This window comes from Pseudomonas sp. Marseille-Q8238 (genome assembly GCF_965111915.1).
Genome location: NZ_CBCOPI010000001.1, coordinates 2,137,623 through 2,155,441, shown reverse-complemented (window position 1 = coordinate 2,155,441; position 17,819 = coordinate 2,137,623). Strand labels below are relative to the sequence as shown.

The window sequence follows — 17,819 nt, the reverse complement described above, 5'->3', positions numbered from 1 at the left end:
CCATGTTCAGCCAGGTACCGCAGCCCTTGCGCTATGCCGAAGCGCTCCTGCAACACTTCGCCACACTGGCACGCGCCGCCAATGGCAAAGTCTTGCTGGGCGGGTTGGTGAACAGCGCGGCAAACCTGTCAGGTTGCGAGCTGAGCCAACTGTACCTGCTGGACAGCACTCATACTCGTCTGACCCTCTCCGCCGAATGGCAAGGCGGCCTGCTGCAACCGCGAACGGAGTCCAGCTTGCCAAGTGACTATGACGGCGAGCAACTGTTGCAGTACTGCCTGTGCCAGAACCAGACGCTCAGCATCTGCGAGCTGGATACGACCCTGCATCAGACCAGCTTCCTGCCCGAGACTCGGCAAGCATGGCGCAGCCTGTTGTGCCAGCCCTTGCTCGACGAGCAGAAAAGCGTCAACGGCCTGTTACTGATCGCCAGCCATAAACCACGCGACCTCCAGGGTTTCGCCGGTTCACTGGGGCAACTGGGCAGCTTCGTCATCGCCCAGTTGCACCTCCTGCAACGCCTGCATTCCCCCCAAGCGGAGCAATCCCTCAACACAATCACACCCTGTGCCAGTGGCTATGGCCTGATTGGCGAAAGCCCGCCCATGCATGCCGTTTACCGGCTCATCGGCAAAGTGCTGCACAACCCGGTCAGCGTGCTGCTGGCAGGCGAAACAGGCACTGGCAAGGAACTGGTCGCGCGCGCCATTCACGACTGCGGTTTGCGCCGCAGCAAACCCTTCATCGTGCAGAACTGCGCCTCGCTACCGGAAAGCCTGCTGGAGAGTGAGCTGTTCGGTTACCGCAAAGGGGCCTTCAGCGGCGCCGACCGCGACCACCGAGGGCTGTTCGATGCGGCCCATGAAGGCACCCTGTTCCTCGATGAAATTGGCGATATGCCCCTGAGCCTGCAAGCCAAACTGCTGCGCGTACTGCAGGAAGGCGAAGTGCGGCCACTGGGCTCCACCGCAACGCACAAGGTCGATGTCCGCATCGTCGCAGCCACCCATCACAATCTGCGCAGCCTGGTAGAAGAAGGTCGTTTCCGCGAAGACCTGTTCTATCGCCTGGCCCAGTTCCCCATCGAACTACCCGCCCTGCGTGAGCGTGGTGAAGACATCCTCACCCTGGCCCGCTATTTCGCCGACAAAGCCAGTGTCTTCCTGCAGCGCAATCTGTGCCGCTGGGCCGATAGCACATTGGATCACCTGGCGTGCTACTCCTTCCCCGGCAACGTCCGCGAGCTCAAGGGCCTGGTCGAGCGTGCCGTCCTGCTCTGCGAAGGGGGCGAACTGCTGCCCGAACACTTCGACCTGCGTCACGGCCTCTCCCGCGACGACAACAGCATGAACCTGCGCGAACGCATGGAACGAGTCGAACGCAGCCTGCTGCTCGACTGCTTGCGCAAGAATCGTGGCAACCAGACCAGCGCTGCCAATGAGCTGGGCCTTCCCCGCCGCACCCTGCTGTATCGCATGCAGCGGCTGAGTATCAGCCCGGCTGACGTATGAATGAGCCCCCTGCACCTATGTCGTATGTACGCGTCAATACACCTTTCATGGAGGAAACCAGAATGCGCCAGCACTACAGCGCTATCGCCCTGCTCATCGCGCTCATTGCCCTTACCGGCTGTACCGGCAACTACAAGTTCAATGACGACCAATACCGCCCGCTGGGCGATCCACATGCGGTAAAGCGCGGCAACTGAGCACAAGGAGTTCACTACCATGGAATTGGTATTCGATATGGTCAGCGCTCAGCAGTTCGTCCCTGGGCTGCTGACCACAAAATCCTTCAAGCAGGCCGGCGGTGTGATTGGTCGCGCCGAAGAGTGTGACTGGGTCATTCCCGATCGCAAGCGCGTGTTGTCCGGCCGTCACGCCGAAGTGAGCTACCGCGACGGCTCGTTCTATCTCACCGACACCAGCAGCAATGGCATTCAGCTGAAAGACAGCGGCGCCAGCCTGCGCAAGGGCGAACCGCAACGCATCGAACACGGCAGCGTGTATTGCTTCGGTGAGTTCGAGGTACGTGCCCGACTGGTCCGCGACCCTGATCTGTTTGCCGACGATATCGGCCGTTCACTGCCGGCCGGTAGCATCATTCCGGACGATGCGTTTCTCGATCTCGACCCGCTGACAGCCATCGATCAGCAGGAGCGTGTGTATGCCGAAGTCGATGAGCTGGCGGCGATCCTGCGGCCTAGCAACGTGCAGACGCAACAGCGCGACTACGCCCAGATCGATGAAGAAAACCTGATGGTGCCACAGCTGGTCGCCCCGCCCATCCAGCCGCAACCCAAACCCGTGCCTGAACCGGTGCGCCTGCCACCCACCTTCTGGGAGCAGTTCGGTGACGCCCTTGGGGTGAAGCTCAACGACCTCGATGATGACGCCCGTGAAGCCATCGCGCTGCAGGCTGCCCGGCTGCTCAAGCACAGTGTCGGCTGCCTGCAGCAAGCCCTGCGCACCCGCAGTGAATTGAAGAATGAACTACGCCTAGCGTTGACCACGGTGCAGAGCGCCGGCAACAACCCGCTCAAGCACACCGCCGACAGCAATGACGCGATGACAGCCTTGCTGCGTGGCGGCAAAGCCGGTCAGTTGAGCGCCGAACAAGCCATCAACCGAGGCTTTCGCGATGTACAGGCACATCAGGTGGCGCTTCTCGCGGCCAGCAGGGCCGCCGTCAAAGGCATGTTCGAACAGCTTTCTCCGGAGCAACTGACCCTGCGATTCGAACGCGAAGGACGCCGCCCATTGATCGCTACAGCCGGCAGCCGCTGGCGTGCCTATCGGCGCCTGCATAGCGCCCTGGAGCGCAACGACGACTGGAACGAGCGCCTGTTCGCCCGTGATTTTGCCCATACCTACGAAGAACAGGTTCGCCTGATCGCCACGCTCACCACCGATACTCAAGGATGATTGTCATGTCTCGCCACGCCTCACTGGCCCTGCTGGCTGCGCTGTTGACGCTCGCCGGATGCTCCTCGCTGTCGCCCTACTCGACGATGACCAAGCTCGACCTGACCCTGAACGGCAGCGAACAGCTAAACCCCGACCTGCATGGCCGGCCCTCACCCATCGTGCTGCGCCTGATCGAGCTGAAGCACCCGGTAGCCTTCGAAAGCGCGGATTTCTTCTCCCTGTACCAGCGCCCCAAGGAAGCCCTGTCCCCAGACATGGTCACCTACGAAGAGCTGGAGTTGCGCCCCGGCGAACAACGTGAACTGAAACTCTCAGTTCAACCCGGCAGCCGTTACGTCGGTGTACTGGCCGCCTACCGCGACCTGCCGGAAAGCAACTGGCGCGTGGTGATTCCAATCCAGGAACAGGCCCGCAACACCAGCGTACTCACGCTTGGTGCCCTGGGCATCAGAAGCCTCGAGGAAACAGGGGGCAAGCCATGACCATGCACAAAGTGGTCTGGCAGGAAGGCATGCTGCTGCGCCCGCAGCATTTCCAGCAGAACGACCGTTATTACGACTACCAACTGAAGACCCGTACGCAAAAACTCGAAAGCTACGCCTGGGGTTTTTTCGAGTTGGAAATCGACCGCCAGTTTCTCAACATGGGCAAGCTGGTGGTGAGCCGGGCCAGTGGCATCCTGCCGGACGGCACTCTGTTCGACATCGGCGCAGAGCGCGAGCCATTGGCCCTGGATGTGCCACCGAATACCGGTAACACACCGGTCTATCTGGCCCTGCCACTGGTCACCGGCAACCATATCGAAAGCCGCCGGCCCGAACAGCAGGACGTACTGGCCCGCTACACCGTGCAGGACGAAGACGTTACCGATTCCAATGCCGGTGACAGCAGCAACAGCCAGGTGTGTTGCGGTCGCCCGGACTTTCGCCTGCTGCTCGGTGAGCAACAGAGCGACCAGGCCTACGTCAAACTGCAGTTGTGCGATGTGCTCGACACCACGCCCGACGGCGTGATCAGCCTCGCCCCGGAGTTCATCCCCACCTACGTCAACTTCCAGGCATCTGGCTACCTGCTGTCGTGTCTCAAGGAGGTCATCAGCATGCTCGCCCACCGTGGCGACATCCTGGCCGAACGCATCCGCTCAACTGGCAAGGTTGGCGGCGCCGAAGTGGGTGACTTCATGATGCTGCAGTTGATCAACCGCTTCGAGCCGATACTGCGCCACTACCTGGGTATCGAACAGGTCCATCCGGAACAGATCTACCGCGAGTTGCTGGGTCTGCTGGGCGAACTGGCGACCTTCTCCAGCGAGATCAAGCGTCCACGCCTGGAGGGACGCTACCTGCACAGCGACCAGGGCATGAGCTTCCGCAAACTGATGGATGCCATCCGCCAGGTGCTGTCGATGGTGCTGGAGCAACACGCCATCGAACTGCTGCTGCAACAGCGTCAGTACGGCATCCAGGTCGCACCGCTGCACGATCACAAACTGCTCACTACCTCCGCCTTCGTGCTTGCTGCAAGCGCCCAATGCGATTCCGAGGAACTGCGTAATCGTTTGCCGGCACACCTCAAGGTCGGCCCGGTGGAAGGCATTCGCCAATTGGTCAACCTGCACCTGCCGGGGATCAAGATCAAACCGCTGCCGGTTGCACCACGGCAGATCCCCTTCCACTCCGGCAAGACCTACTTCTCCCTGGAGTTGGGCAGCGAAGAACTCGCGCAACTGGAGCGCTCCGGCGGCTTCGCCTTCCATGTCTCCGGTGAGTTCTCCGGGCTTGAACTGAAATTCTGGGCGATCAGGAACTGATGATGACTACCAAGGAAATGGAATACAGTCAGGACGACAAGACCGTCATCCTCAACCGCAACGGTGATACCAGCGCACACAGTCCGCTGACCGACTTCGCCGCGCCGCCGCGGTTCGAGCAACTGGAAGAGCGGATGATCTATGCCGCGCGACTGCGCCCGGCGGAAACCTTCAACATCAGCCTCAACCCACTGGTTGCCGCCGCCGCCTCGCTGCTCTCGGAAGTGGTGCGCCTGAAACACAGTTTCGACAGCGAAAACATGCAGGCGCTGAACCAGCGCCTGTGCAGCGCCATCAAGCTGTTCGAACATCGTTCCCTGCATGAAGGAGCCGAAAGCAGCCAGGTCATGGCCGCACGCTACGTGCTCTGCACGGTGCTCGATGAGGCCGTCGTGACCACGCCCTGGGGCAATGAAAGTGAATGGTCGCAGATGAGCCTGCTATCGAGCTTTCACAACGAAACCTTCGGCGGCGAGAAGTTCTTCCAGTTGCTCGAGCGTCTGTCACGTAACCCGGTCAAGCACCTGCCGATGCTGGAGCTGATGTACCTGTGTCTGTCGCTCGGCTTCGAGGGCAAGTACCGCGTGCTGCCGCGCGGCATGCTCGAACTGGAGGCCGTGCGCGACAGTTTGTACCGGCAGATCCGCCAGTTGCGCGGCGATGTCCCTCGGGAAGTTTCACCCCACTGGCAGGGCCTCAAGGACACCCGCCGGCGCCTGATGCGCATCGTGCCGTGGTGGTTCGTGGCGCTGTTCACCCTGGCTTGCCTGGTGGTGATGTACAGCGGTTTTGCCTGGGTACTGGGCGAGCAGCGTGACACCGTTTTGCAGCCGTACGAGCAACTCGCCCCGTCTGCGGGTATGAACAGGGATGATCTGAAATGAAGAGTTTTTTCGGCAAACTGGCCGCATTCTTTCGCAAGACCTGGGTATGGAGCCTGTGTCTTGTCCTGCTTCTGGCAGTCCTTATCTGGTTCGTCGGTCCGCTCCTGGCGGTCAGCGATTATAAATTCTGGGAGTCCGCTGCCAGCCGCCTGCTGAGTATCAGCCTGCTGTTCCTCATCTGGGGCCTGGCCATGGTCTTTGCCAGCTGGAAGGCCAACGCTCGCAAGAAGGCCGAAGAAGATGACGCCGCCGCCCAGGAACGCCTGCGCCGCGAGGGCCTGATCAACGAAGAGCAGGTCGAGCTGCGCAATCGTTTCAAGCAAGCCCTGCACACCTTGAAGCGCTCCAGCCTGTACCGTGGCCGCAGCGAAAAATGGCGCAGCGAGCTGCCCTGGTACCTGCTGCTCGGTCCGCAAGGCAGCGGCAAGACCAGCCTGCTGGATTTCTCCGGTCTGGACTTCCCGCTCAACCGTAACGATCAGCAGCGCCTGACCAAGGATGTCTCCGGAACTCGCTATGCCGACTGGTACTTCGCCGACCATGCGGTGTTGATCGACACCGCAGGGCGTTACCTGACCCAACCCGATCCCGCCATCGACAGCCGTGCCTGGGACACCCTGCTCGGCCTGCTGCGCAAGCGCCGCGCACGTCCGTTGAACGGCGTACTGGTGAACATCCCGGTCGAACAGCTGCAAGGCGGTAGCGAGAGTGAACTGGAAAGCCTGGCACGCCAGACCCGCCAGCGCCTGCTGGATATTCACCAGCGCCTCGGAGCCGATGTACCGGTCTACCTGGTGCTGAGCAAGGCCGACAAGGTACTGGGCTTCGATGAGTTCTTCGACCAGCTTTCCCGTGAAGAAAGTGACCAGGTGCTAGGCGCCAGCTTCCGCAAAGAGCAGAACGCGACCGACGTGCAGGTAATCCGTCAGGAATTCGAGGAGCTGCTGCGACGCCTCAACAGCCAGGTGATTCTGCGCATGCACCAGGAGCGCGATACCCAGCGCCGCGGTCGCATCCTCGACTTCCCGCACCAACTCGGCCAGCTCGGCGAGCGCCTGTGCCTGTTCGCCGAACTGGCCTTCAGCGGCAACCGCTACCAGCGCGCCAGCCAGTTGCGCGGGTTCTACCTGACCAGCGCGCCGACGCTGAACGACCAACTCGACCCGATCACCAGTGGCATCGGCCGTAACCTGGGCCTCGCCAGCAGCGCTCTGCCAACATTCCGCAGTGGCCGCTCGCGCTTCATCAACCACCTGCTCAGCCGGGTCATCTTCCCCGAGTCGGAACTGGCCGGCCTGGATCAGAAAGAAGTCCGTCGTATCGATTGGGGCCAACGCGCCCTGTATGCCACCGGCCTGGCCTGTCTGGCCCTGTTCGGCCTGCTGTGGGCCACGAGTTTCTCCGGCAACCATTCGAGGTTGGAGAACCTGCGCGAGATCGCCCAGAAACTGAGCCGTGAACAATCCACCCTCAGCGTTCAGGACGATGCCCTGCGCGCACTCAAGACTCTGGATTACAGCTATGCCAGCACTCGGGTTTTCCCGGCAGTGGGCGACGTTTCCTACCTGCAACGTGGCGGGCTGTATCAAGGTGAGAAGGTCAACCCGACCCTGCACCGCGCCTACCGTGCCGAACTGGAAAGCCTGTTGCTGCCCCGTGTTGGCCGTCAGTTGGAAGCCCAGGTACGCGCCAATCTTAATGACCGCGAACGTCTGCTGGGCAGCCTGCGTGCCTACCTGATGCTCAACCTCGAAGCCCGCCGCGACAAGGCCTTCCTGCAGGACTGGTTGGCTGCGGACTGGTCACTGCGCTATGCCGGCAACAGCGTTGGCCAGCGGGGCCTCAATGAACACTTCGAACGCTTGCTGTCGGAGCCCTTCGCGCCCTACTCGCTCAATGCTTCGCTCGTGGCTCAGGCGCGTCAGGTTCTACGCAGCGAATCCCTGGCCAACGTCGTCTATCGCATGCTCCGCGATCAGGCGCGTAGCCTGCCCGACTATCGCCTGAGCCAGAAACTGGGGCCACAAGCGGGTCTGTTCAGCGGCGGCGACCACACCATTCCGGGGTTCTACACCCAGGTCGGCTACCAGAAGCTGTTCGTCGCCCAGGGCGCCGACCTGGTACGTGAGATCCTGCGTGACAACTGGGTACTGGGTGAAGGCGATACCCTCAGCACAGGCGACTTGAGCCGTCTGCTGGTAGAGATGGAGCAACTGTACTTCCGCGACTACGCCAACTACTGGGGCGAGGCGCTGGCGCAATTGAACCTGTCGCCCATCGGCAGCGCCAACCAGGGTGCCCAGCAACTGGCAGGCCTGACTGCTGCCAACTCGCCGCTGCTGCAGCTACTGGTCGAAGTGCGTGATAACACCCGCTTCAAAGGTCTGGCTGATGCCGCCGATAACGTTGGCGGTGCCGCTGAAGCCCTGGAAGGCAGCAAGGGCAAGCTGGGCAAGGCCGCCAAACTGGCCAGCGCCGCAGCCGAACAGGCTCAAGCGCTGCTGGTCAAGAACCTGCCGGATACTGCCCGCAAAACCCTCGAGCGACGCTTCGAACCTCTCCATCGCCTGCTCGATGAAAACGGCGGAGCTGGCGCGGAACTGGCCATCACCCTGCAAGCCCTAGACGCCCTGCAACTGCAGCTGACCAGCCTGGCCCATGCCAGCGCGCCGGAACAGGCGGCCTTCGAACTGGCCAAGGCGCGCATGGGTGGCCAACGGGATGCCATCAACCAGGTCCGTAGCAACGCCGCCCGCCTGCCGCAACCGATTGGCAACTGGCTTGGCCTGCTCGCTGAAGATACCTGGGTGCTGGTATTGGGCGATGCCCATCACTACCTCAACCAGCGCTACAAGAGCGAACTGTATGCGGCCTATAACGGCTCCCTGAAGCAGCGCTATCCATTCAGCGCCCACAGCGAAAGCGACGTGGCGATTGCCGATTTCCGTGAGTTCTTCAAGGCCCAAGGCATCGCCGAGCGCTTCTTCGACGGCTACCTCCGGCCCTTCGTCAGCGACAACTCCGGTCAGTACCAACTGCGTCGCGTTGATGGTCGCGGCCTGCCGCTATCCCGTGAGTTCCTTCAACAGATGAGTCACGCGCAGGTCATTCGCCGCAGCTTCTTCGCCGAAAACCCCAGCGAACCGAAAGTGCTGTTCAAACTGGAACCCTACTCGCTCGACTCCAGCCTGGGCCGAGCCGACTTCCGCTTCGGCAACCAGCAGATGGAATACCGTCATGGCCCCATCGTGCAGACCGCCTTCAGTTGGCCGGCTGAAGCCAACGAGGGCCGCACCAGCCTGGTCGTGGAAGAGCTGGGTGGACGCAAAGTCGGCATCGAGAAAAACACCGGTCCCTGGTCGCTGTTCCGATTGCTCGACCTGATGAACGTGGACTACCACAGTGGCCGCGACGTACTCATGCTCAAGGCGGATCTGGGCGGCCTACGCGCCAACTACTTGCTGCACAGCCAACGCTCGCCGAACCCGTTCGACATCGGCCAACTGCGCAGCTTCAAACTGCCGGCGACGCTCTGATGACAGCGCTCGCCTGTAGCTGGCGCAGCGCCGCGCGCACTGAGGCCGGCAAGGTCCGTGCGCGCAACGAAGACGCCTTGCTGGCGCTGCCTGAGCAGGGCCTGTGGGTAGTCGCCGATGGCATGGGTGGGCACCAGAACGGTGCCCTGGCCAGCCGCCTTATCATCGAGCAGTTGGCCGAACCCAGCGAGGGGGATTTGTCACAACGCCTGGACGATCTGCGCAAGCGTTTGCATGGCATCAACCATCATCTGGGCCAGGCGCTCACCGTGGTCGCCGGCCAGCCAGAGCCGATCATCGGCAGCACCGTGGTTGCCCTGCTGATCGAGGACAATCGCGCCGCCTGCGTCTGGGCAGGCGACAGCCGTTGCTACCTGTGGCGCAGCAGTCGTCTGTACCAACTCAGCCGTGATCACTCACTGTTTCAGCAACTGATCGACGAGCAGCAGCTAAGCCCGGCAGAAGCAGCCCGTCATCCAGCCGCTCATGCGCTGACCCGCGCCATTGGCGCGAGCGACGAACTGAAGCTGGAAATTCTCGAGCTGGATGTGCTCCCTGGTGATGCGTTTCTACTGTGTAGCGATGGCCTTTATCAGGCGTTGTCTGCCGATGAGCTGAGCGCCGCCCTGAACCTGCCCTCCCCGCTACTGGCCCTTAATCGCCTGTTCCAACAGGCCTTGGATGGCCCCGCTCGGGACAATATCAGCGCGGTGGTGATACGCCGATAAGGAGACTCAAGGATGAGTAACCCTCTTGATGACGCCGCTGTCGCCAGCCTGGACGAAGCGTCTCAACTGACCTACTTCGCCCTGGCCGCTACTGCTACCCAGACGGTGAAGAACGTCGTGCACACTGTGCCCGGCGAGTTGCCGGAGGTGCTCGGCGGACGCTACCGCATCGAGCGCCTGTTGGGCGTGGGCGGCATGGGCGCGGTGTATCGCGCCCGCGATCTGCTGCGCGAACAATTCGGAGACCCCGAGCCCTATGTCGCGGTGAAAACCCTCAGCGATGACTTCGCCGAATACCCGGATGCCAACTCGCTGCTGTACAGCGAGTTCGCCCTCACCGCGCGACTCAACCACCCCCACGTGGTGCGCCTGTTCGGGTTCGAGGTCGATCTGCCCAGCCAACGCGCCTTCCTCACCCTGGAACTGCTCAAGGGCCTCACGCTCGACCAACTGCTCGGCGAACGGCCTGATGGCCTGCCCTGGCCAGAGTTGCAGGACATCGCCACTGCCCTGCTCGACGCCCTGAATTACTCACACAACCTGGGCGTACTGCATGGCGACCTGAAACCCAGCAACGTGATGCTCGCCGCCGATGGCCTGCGCCTGTTCGACTACGGCCTCGGACAGCCCGTGGAAGGCGTGCTGCCAGGCCTGCCACGGCTGTGCCGTAACCGCTTCGCCGCCTGGACGCCGCGCTACGCCGCACTGGAGCTACTCGACGGCGCCCCACTCACGGCCAGCGCCGATATTTATGCCATCGCCTGCGTGCTGTATGAACTGGCCAGCGGCCGCCACCCCTTCCGTCGCCTCAGCGCCAAGCAAGCCAAAAGCATGGAGTTGGACAAGCAGTTGAAATGCCCGCCGCGACTCCCCCTGAACTGCTGGCTGGCCCTGCGTACTGCATTGGCCTTCGATGAGGCGCAGCGCAATATCGGCTGTGCCGAATTGCTGCAAGCCTTTCGCCGCCCGCCGCGCTCACGACTGCAACGCTGGCTGGGCAGAACCCACGAGGCCCTCAACGGATGACTTCGATACAAGGATACGATCATGTTCAACCCGGCCAATGAAAACCACTTCAGCCTGACCCTCGACGGGCTTGAGCATGACTTGCAGGTGCTCGAGTTCAGCGGGCGCGAGGCGGTCAGCCAGACCTACCGTTTCGATGTCGAATTGGTCAGCGAGAACCCCGAACTCGACCTTGCCGACCTGCTGCATCGCCGTGCCTTCCTGGCTTTCACCCCAGACGGCCTGGGCATCCATGGCCTGGTACACCGCGCCGAGCAAGGCGAGTCCGGCAAACGCCTGACCCGCTACCGCCTGACCATCGTGCCGCAATTGGCGTACCTCGCCCATCGCAGCAACCAGCGCATATTCCAGCATCTGACGGTGCCACAGATCGTCGGCCAGATACTGCAGGAGCACGGCATCGCCCTTGGTGACTACCAGTTTCTGCTCGGCCCGACGGTATATCCGACACGTGATTACTGTGTGCAGTACGACGAAAGCGATCTACATTTCGTCCAGCGTCTATGCGAGGAGGAAGGTATCCACTACCACTTCCAGCATGGCGCTGATGGCCATGTATTGACGTTCGGCGACGACCAGAGCGCCTTCGCCAAACTGGGCCGCCCCACCGCTTATGTCCAGGACAGCGGCATGACCGCTGACGATCCGGTGATCCGGCGCTTCGCGTTACGCCTGGCAACACGCACAGAACGCATCACCCGACGCGACTACGATTTCGAGCAGCCGCGCCTTTTATTGGAGGCTGCCTATCAGGGTTCCCAGGTACAGGACAGCACGACGCCACCAAGCCTGGAGGACTACGACTACCCAGGCAGCTACACCGACCGCAAACGTGGCAAGCACCTGGCCAAGCGTGCCCTGGAACGCCACCGTACCGACTACCAGCAGGCCGAAGGCCATAGCGATGAACCACGGCTAGCGACCGGCCACCTGCTGGAAATGTCCGAGCACCCACGCCAGGAATGGAACGACCTGTGGTTGCTCACCGAAGTGATTCACGAGGGCAAGCAGCCGCAGGTGCTTGAAGAATCGATAACCACGACTTCAGCGCTGAGCAAAGGTCTTTCCTCTTTGCTGCACGCTACCACTGGCAAGACTTCGACAGAGAGTAGCGACTTCCACCAGGGCTACCGCAATCGCTTTCTCGCCACGCCCTGGGAAACGCCCTTTCGGCCACCGCTAGAACACCTCAAGCCGAGAGTGCTGGGCAGCCAGACGGCAGTGGTCACCGGCCCGGCCGGCGAAGAAATTCACTGTGACAAATATGGTCGTATCAAGGTGCAGTTCTACTGGGATCGTGAAGGCCAGGCCGACGACAAAACCAGTTGCTGGCTACGCGTCAGCTCCAGTTGGGCCGGCGACCGTTACGGTGGTATCGCCATTCCTCGGATCGGTATGGAAGTGCTGGTCACCTTCCTCGAAGGGGACCCCGACCAACCCCTGGTCACCGGTTGCCTTTTCCATGCTGAACATGTGGTGCCCTACGACCTCCCAGCGAACAAGACCCGCAGTGTGTTCAAAACCCTGAGCAGCCCTGGCGGTGGTGGCTACAACGAACTGCGCATTGAAGATCGAAAAGGTGCCGAGCAGATCTACCTCCACGCCCAACGCGACTGGGACGAGAACATCGAGCACGACCAGAAGATCCGCGTCGGCAACGAACGTCACGAGACGGTTGAAGCCAACAGCTACACAGAGTTCAAAACCGAAGAACACCTGACGATCAAAGCCGAGCGCAAGGTCGAGGCCAAACTCGACGACCACGTCAGCGTCGGCCAGAACCAGCACATCAAGCTCGGTAACGCGCAACTGACCCAGGCCGGCCGCGAGATCCACCTCAAGGCCGGGCAGAAGATGGTCATCGAGGCCGGCATCGAACTGACCCTCAAGGCTGGCGGCAGCTTTATCAAGCTAGACCCAGGCGGCATTACCCTGGTCGGACCGCTGGCCAGAATCAACGCCGGGGGGGCACCCGGCAAGGGCTCGGGGAATCTCAGCATGTTGCCGGTGATTCCATTACCTGCGGCTATGGACAAAGCCGGCAAGGTGTTGAAACAAGCTGTATCTCAGCCCACTCCCGAAGTGATACCAACGTTACGGGTGCAGATCAGCCCAGTTCCCGGCATGCCAGGGTATGAACACGAACCTTATATTCTCTTTGCCGATGGCACCCAGATGGCACAAGGCTTGACCGGGCCAAAAGGCATTGTTGAGTTCGAACATCGTCCTGGCACTCTGCGCTATGCCATTGAGGTACTCAACGGACACCGTTTCGAGATCGATGCCCACGAATCATTCGAGCAGATAAGAGAAACTGATATCGAAACCCTCGCCCGGCAAGGACATCGGGATTATCAGGCCCAAATCGATCAAATCGAGCCCCTAGCGACAGCCGATGACTATCGGCGCCTCGCGCTAGCTCTGACCCCGAAGAAAACACGCCAGTAGGAGAAGGAAGCTCATGGCTAACCCTGAATACAGTGCCCAGACCCTCAGTTTACGGACTAAAACAGCCAAGCTCGCCAACCTAACCATGGATTGGTTCGCCAGCAAAGGCATCTATCCACCTCGTGCTGATGTAGAAGTCATCCCTCTGATCAATGGCGAGCGAGCCTTCGGCGCCATTTATGATGCGCTCGAAGCTGCACAAAAGAGCATTGAAATAATCAGTTGGGGATTCGATCCAGCGATGCGTTTCAAACCTGACGGCGACCGAATCGGCGAACTGCTCGATCTTTGCGGGCGTCGCGGAGTCAAAGTTCGGGTATTGATCTGGAAGAACTTGGTCGCCAACCTTAAGGAAAACACTGTAATCGGTGACGGAGCGATAGGTTCAGGAGGTACCGCCGCCGGCTCAGGAGTAAGACGAGGGCAGGCCGCCTCCGACAATGACCGTGAGCAATTACAGTTCCGCCTGCAAGTACACCGTAACGAGCTAGCCAAACTGCGAGCTGGTGAACTGCCCTACTACAACGATAGCCAGTTCCGCTATCGCCAGCGTGAAAAAGAACTGGAAACCACCATTCAGGAGTTGGAAGCCGAGCTGGCAGCACTCGATGGTTACAACATCATTCGTGGCTCTGGAGCCCCAAAGCAATCCCCAAATGAACAGGTCTTCACCCGCGACTGGTTTCGTAAAGTGCATAAAGGCTGGATGCAGAATGTCGAATTCCGCACCCGTGACTTTAACGACAACCTATTGCTGGCCCCTAGCTTGGACAGCGGCAAGGTAATATGGTCTGAGCGTCTGGACATTCTGAGCCGACTGATTGACAGCGAAGCTCCAGACGTAACCTGGAAGCAGATGCTGTTGCTAAGCCTGTTTCCCAGCCATCACCAGAAAATGATACTGATCGACTATCAGGACTCGCGCCTGGCTACCGGCTTCGTCATGGGCCACAACATGCATCGAAACTACTGGGATACTAATGCCCACCTATTCGATGACAAAGCAGCCAAACGCAGCCCCGGGTTCGGCCCATGGCAAGATCTATCCATGCAAGTCAATGGCTCGGTGCTGCACGACCTGAACCATAACTTCTGTCGGGCTTGGGATCGTGAAAGCCACTGGATCAAACGTTGGTTCACCGGCAGCCTGCTTAGCGAGCGCGAAGCTATCAAACCGCACGTCTTTGCTACGCCAGGACGCAGCCTCGTCCAGATCTGCCGCACCCAGCCACAGGAAGGTGCCGAAACTTCAATTCTGGAAATCTACCGTAAAGCCATCGGTAACGCCCGTAACTACCTGTATTTCGAAAATCAATACTTTCGCTATGCAGCCTTCGGTGAGCAATTGGCCACCTTAGCCGCCGCCTACAAGCAAAAGAAACGGCCTGACGACCTGTACCTGTTCGTGGTGACCAACACTCCAGATAGTGCCGATTTCTCCAGCTCCACGTACGAGATGATGCAGTCACTAGGCCAGGAGCAACTCATGCCCCAGACCCAGCGCGACCTGGCGCAAAAACTGATACGCAAGCGCAATCGCTTAGCCATGTTAGAGACCGATCATAGTGGGCGTAATGTGCAGCAAACACGGATACAGATGGCCTCTTTGCGGAGAGAAATCACTGAACTCGAAAACCAGGGGATCACACCCGACGTAGAGCAACGGGTGGGAGGCCTGAGCGAAGAAAAAGTCCGTGTATTGGCTCGTGACCAAGCTAATAAAAGCGATGATCAGAAGCCCTACGAACTGCGTGAGCTACCCGGCCTCAAGGTCGCCATTGCCACGCTGACCACCTGCTCCCCTGAGCCTGGCCGAGCACTCCAGCCTGGAGAAGCCACGCTCTACCGAAAAATCTACGTGCACTCAAAGCTGCTGGTAGTGGATGACGTGTTCAGCCTGCTTAGTTCCGCCAACATCAATCCCCGCAGCATGCATGTCGACTCAGAACTCGGACTGGCCAGCCCGGATCCAATACTTGCGAAGCATTGGCGCAAGGAGTTGTGGGAGTTGCATACAAGACAACCTTCTTTAGTGGCACCCAATGGTCGAGCGGACGCCCAGCTAAATTTCAAGAGATGGAATGATGTTATGGATAGGAACTGGGAGCACCAACGCTCAGACCAACCTCTAATAGCTCACCTGACCCGCTTTTGGGATGTGGAGACACCCTATGCTACTGCCCTCGATTAAGTTCACGCTGCTTGTCACCTTAATCTCTCTCTCTCTGTTGATCGGAGCTCCTGCCATGGCCGACTATCCGACTTTCATCTGTGCATACGAAAAAGACCACAACCCGCCGCTGGATGTCCAAGCTGAGCGATGGTTCCAGCAAGCGCGCCACCTGGAGCGCGCCATGGGACCTTGGCCAGAGGTGGAGCGACTGTACCAACAGGCCGTTACTAAGGATCACTGGAAGGCCATGCATAATTTGGCCAATCTTTACCGCACAGGGTTTCCCGGTGAGCCAGGTATCGAAAAAAACAAGCAGAAGATGCTCGACCTATATGAACGTATGGTCGAGTTAAAAGTACCATTAGGCTATTACAACTGGGCGGTAACGGCAGAGCGTGGTAATGGCGTACTCCAATCCGACAGGATGGCCAGCTCCCATATGTTCCAGGCAGCTCAACTCGGCAGCTCGTTAGCACAAGTGGCTATCGGCAGCTTCTTTGCCTTCGGCTTGCCAATGAAACAGCAGGATAATGAAATGGCGGAGCAGTACTACCGATGTGCAGGAGAGCAAGAAAATACGTATGCCCTTAGAAAGGTGGGCTCTTTCTATAGCGTTGCTAAAAATAACCATCCACGTGCGCTGTATTACTATCAACGGGCTGGGGCATTAGGAAGTAGCGATGCCTTTAACATATTGGCAATGGCATTTGACCCTGACGGTAATGGTTTTGGCTTTGGTTATACACCAGACAAAAACTTGAGCGATTTTTATTTAGAACTTTATTACAAAGCCGAAGCCGACCCTGACTGGCGCTACCCCAACCTGATCGAAGAACACCCTTTACCCAAGCACCCGAGCCAAGGTTACGACGCCGAACATCCAGAAAGACCATTTCGGTTATGAAAGCACTTGGGTATTTGATCGGCAGTTTCTGGTACTGGCATTGCTGGTCAGCGGAGCCAGTACTACAACGTGAAGGAAGCACCAGCTGAAGCTCTGATGTAGTGGTCTACTGACCCCGGACACCCATTTAGGGCGAGAATACTCGCCATAAAGTAGAGGTGTCTGATGACCAAGCAACGTCGTACGTTTACGCCCGAGTTCAAGCACGAGGCAGCCTGCCTGGTGCTCGACCAGGGCTACAGCCATATCGAAGCAGCCCGTTCGCTTGGGCTGGTTGAGTCGGCCCTGCGCCGATGGGTAGCCAGCTCCAAGAAGAGCGAAACGGTATTACCCCGGCCAGCAAAGCGCTGACGCCCGAGCAGCAAAAAATTCAGGAACTGGAAGCCCGGAGCAATCGCCTGGAACGGGAAAAGTCGATTCTAAAAAAGGCCACCGCGCTCTTGATGGCCGAGGAGCACGAGCGTTCGCGTTGATTGATCAACTCCGCGCCGAAGAGCCGGTGGATCTGTTGTGCTCGGTATTTGAAGTCCCCCGTTCCTGCTACTACGCACACTGCCGTAAGCGCCGATCTCCGGACGTTAAGCGGCTACTTCTGCGCAGCCGAGTGAACGAGTTATTTACCCAAAGCCGCAGCGCGGCGGGTAGCCGGAGCATCATGCTCATGATGCGTGAAGACGGGATCGAGATTGGGCGATTCAAAGTGCGCAAGCTGATGAGCGAGATGAAATTGATCAGCAAGCAGCCCGGTTCGCATGCTTACAAAAAGGCGACGGTGGAGCGACCGGATATCCCGAACGTGCTGGGTCGGGAGTTCACCGTATCGGCACCGAATGAGGTCTGGTGCGGTGACATCACGTACGTGTGGGCCCAAGGTCGTTGGCACTATGTGGCGGTGGTGATCGATCTGTTTGCTCGCCGCGTTGTGGGCTGGGCATTTTCGTCAAAGCCTGATGCCGACTTGGTGATCAAAGCGTTGGACGTGGCCTACGAACAACGTGGCCGCCCTCAAAATGTGCTGTTCCACAGTGATCAGGGCAGCCAATACGGCAGCAGAAGTTTCCGTCAGCGACTGTGGCTTTACCGGTTCAAACAGAGCATGAGCCGACGCGGAAACTGCCCCGACAATGCGCCAATGGAACGGCTATTTCGCAGCTTGAAAACGGAATGGCTGCCGAGCGTGGGTTACATGAGCGCTTCGCTGGCACAGCAGGATATCGGCCGATTTCTGATGCAGCGGTACAACTGGCAAAGGCCACATCAATTCAACGGCGGGCTACCGCCCGCCGTGGCCGAGGAAAAACTTAACGCAGTGTCCGGGATCAGTTGACCACTACAGAAGACGAAGCTGCCTTGGTTTTTACGTAGCAACGTCCAAATCGAGCG

General features: G+C 59.6%; 12 protein-coding genes and 1 pseudogene. All 13 read left to right on the top strand.

From position 1 onward, the window contains the following. Nucleotides 1–2 precede the first annotated feature (2 nt). The 13 genes and pseudogenes from ACWPW0_RS10020 (at nucleotide 3) to ACWPW0_RS09960 (ending at nucleotide 17,763) form a co-directional block, all read left to right on the top strand. A complete protein-coding gene (locus ACWPW0_RS10020; RefSeq protein WP_454255239.1) occupies nucleotides 3–1,511 on the top strand; it encodes a sigma-54 interaction domain-containing protein in 1,509 nt (502 codons plus the stop codon). 62 nt (nucleotides 1,512–1,573) lie between these two features. Then, nucleotides 1,574–1,708, top strand: coding sequence for a type VI secretion protein (locus tag ACWPW0_RS10015; protein ID WP_454255238.1), 135 nt, complete (start codon nucleotides 1,574–1,576; stop codon nucleotides 1,706–1,708). Between the two features lie 19 nt (nucleotides 1,709–1,727). Continuing rightward, entirely contained in the window at nucleotides 1,728–2,924 is a 1,197-nt protein-coding gene (gene tagH, locus ACWPW0_RS10010; RefSeq protein ID WP_454255237.1) for a type VI secretion system-associated FHA domain protein TagH, read from the top strand. A 5-nt stretch (nucleotides 2,925–2,929) separates the two neighbouring features. After that, nucleotides 2,930–3,409: a type VI secretion system lipoprotein TssJ gene (gene tssJ, locus ACWPW0_RS10005; RefSeq protein ID WP_454255236.1), complete on the top strand. Its 480-nt coding sequence runs from the start codon at nucleotides 2,930–2,932 to the stop codon at nucleotides 3,407–3,409. Beyond that, nucleotides 3,406–4,737, top strand: coding sequence for a type VI secretion system baseplate subunit TssK (tssK, locus tag ACWPW0_RS10000; RefSeq protein WP_447592159.1), 1,332 nt, complete (start codon nucleotides 3,406–3,408; stop codon nucleotides 4,735–4,737). The genes tssJ and tssK overlap by 4 nt, the downstream gene beginning before the upstream one ends. Before the next feature lie 2 nt (nucleotides 4,738–4,739). After that, nucleotides 4,740–5,621 (top strand): type IVB secretion system protein IcmH/DotU, encoded by an 882-nt coding sequence (gene icmH, locus ACWPW0_RS09995; protein WP_454255235.1) that lies wholly within the window; start codon nucleotides 4,740–4,742, stop codon nucleotides 5,619–5,621. Next, on the top strand, nucleotides 5,618–9,157 hold the full coding sequence (tssM, locus tag ACWPW0_RS09990; protein WP_454255234.1) for a type VI secretion system membrane subunit TssM: 3,540 nt from the start codon (nucleotides 5,618–5,620) through the stop codon (nucleotides 9,155–9,157). Before icmH ends, tssM begins: the two co-directional genes overlap by 4 nt. Then, on the top strand, nucleotides 9,157–9,885 hold the full coding sequence (locus tag ACWPW0_RS09985) for a PP2C family protein-serine/threonine phosphatase (RefSeq protein WP_454255233.1): 729 nt from the start codon (nucleotides 9,157–9,159) through the stop codon (nucleotides 9,883–9,885). Before tssM ends, ACWPW0_RS09985 begins: the two co-directional genes overlap by 1 nt. Nucleotides 9,886–9,897: 12 nt before the next feature. Next, entirely contained in the window at nucleotides 9,898–10,911 is a 1,014-nt protein-coding gene (locus tag ACWPW0_RS09980) for a serine/threonine-protein kinase (protein ID WP_454255232.1), read from the top strand. A 21-nt stretch (nucleotides 10,912–10,932) separates the two neighbouring features. Further along, entirely contained in the window at nucleotides 10,933–13,359 is a 2,427-nt protein-coding gene (gene tssI / locus ACWPW0_RS09975; protein WP_454255231.1) for a type VI secretion system tip protein TssI/VgrG, read from the top strand. Nucleotides 13,360–13,372: 13 nt separating this feature from the next. Continuing rightward, nucleotides 13,373–15,550, top strand: coding sequence for a hypothetical protein (locus tag ACWPW0_RS09970; RefSeq protein WP_454255230.1), 2,178 nt, complete (start codon nucleotides 13,373–13,375; stop codon nucleotides 15,548–15,550). 55 nt (nucleotides 15,551–15,605) lie between these two features. Continuing rightward, a complete protein-coding gene (locus ACWPW0_RS09965; protein WP_454255229.1) occupies nucleotides 15,606–16,436 on the top strand; it encodes a tetratricopeptide repeat protein in 831 nt (276 codons plus the stop codon). 165 nt (nucleotides 16,437–16,601) lie between these two features. Next, nucleotides 16,602–17,763 (top strand): annotated as a pseudogene (locus tag ACWPW0_RS09960) (IS3 family transposase). Nucleotides 17,764–17,819 lie beyond the last annotated feature (56 nt).

Excerpts from the sequence above, each read along its gene's own strand:
- ACWPW0_RS10020 (WP_454255239.1), top strand. The coding sequence starts at position 3 with ATGTTCAGCCAGGTACCGCAGCCCTTGCGCTATGCCGAAGCGCTCCTG.
- ACWPW0_RS10015 (WP_454255238.1), top strand. The coding sequence starts at position 1,574 with ATGCGCCAGCACTACAGCGCTATCGCCCTGCTCATCGCGCTCATTGCC.
- tagH (WP_454255237.1), top strand. The coding sequence starts at position 1,728 with ATGGAATTGGTATTCGATATGGTCAGCGCTCAGCAGTTCGTCCCTGGG.
- tssJ (WP_454255236.1), top strand. The coding sequence starts at position 2,930 with ATGTCTCGCCACGCCTCACTGGCCCTGCTGGCTGCGCTGTTGACGCTC.
- tssK (WP_447592159.1), top strand. The coding sequence starts at position 3,406 with ATGACCATGCACAAAGTGGTCTGGCAGGAAGGCATGCTGCTGCGCCCG.
- icmH (WP_454255235.1), top strand. The coding sequence starts at position 4,740 with ATGACTACCAAGGAAATGGAATACAGTCAGGACGACAAGACCGTCATC.
- tssM (WP_454255234.1), top strand. The coding sequence starts at position 5,618 with ATGAAGAGTTTTTTCGGCAAACTGGCCGCATTCTTTCGCAAGACCTGG.
- ACWPW0_RS09985 (WP_454255233.1), top strand. The coding sequence starts at position 9,157 with ATGACAGCGCTCGCCTGTAGCTGGCGCAGCGCCGCGCGCACTGAGGCC.
- ACWPW0_RS09980 (WP_454255232.1), top strand. The coding sequence starts at position 9,898 with ATGAGTAACCCTCTTGATGACGCCGCTGTCGCCAGCCTGGACGAAGCG.
- tssI (WP_454255231.1), top strand. The coding sequence starts at position 10,933 with ATGTTCAACCCGGCCAATGAAAACCACTTCAGCCTGACCCTCGACGGG.
- ACWPW0_RS09970 (WP_454255230.1), top strand. The coding sequence starts at position 13,373 with ATGGCTAACCCTGAATACAGTGCCCAGACCCTCAGTTTACGGACTAAA.
- ACWPW0_RS09965 (WP_454255229.1), top strand. The coding sequence starts at position 15,606 with ATGGCCGACTATCCGACTTTCATCTGTGCATACGAAAAAGACCACAAC.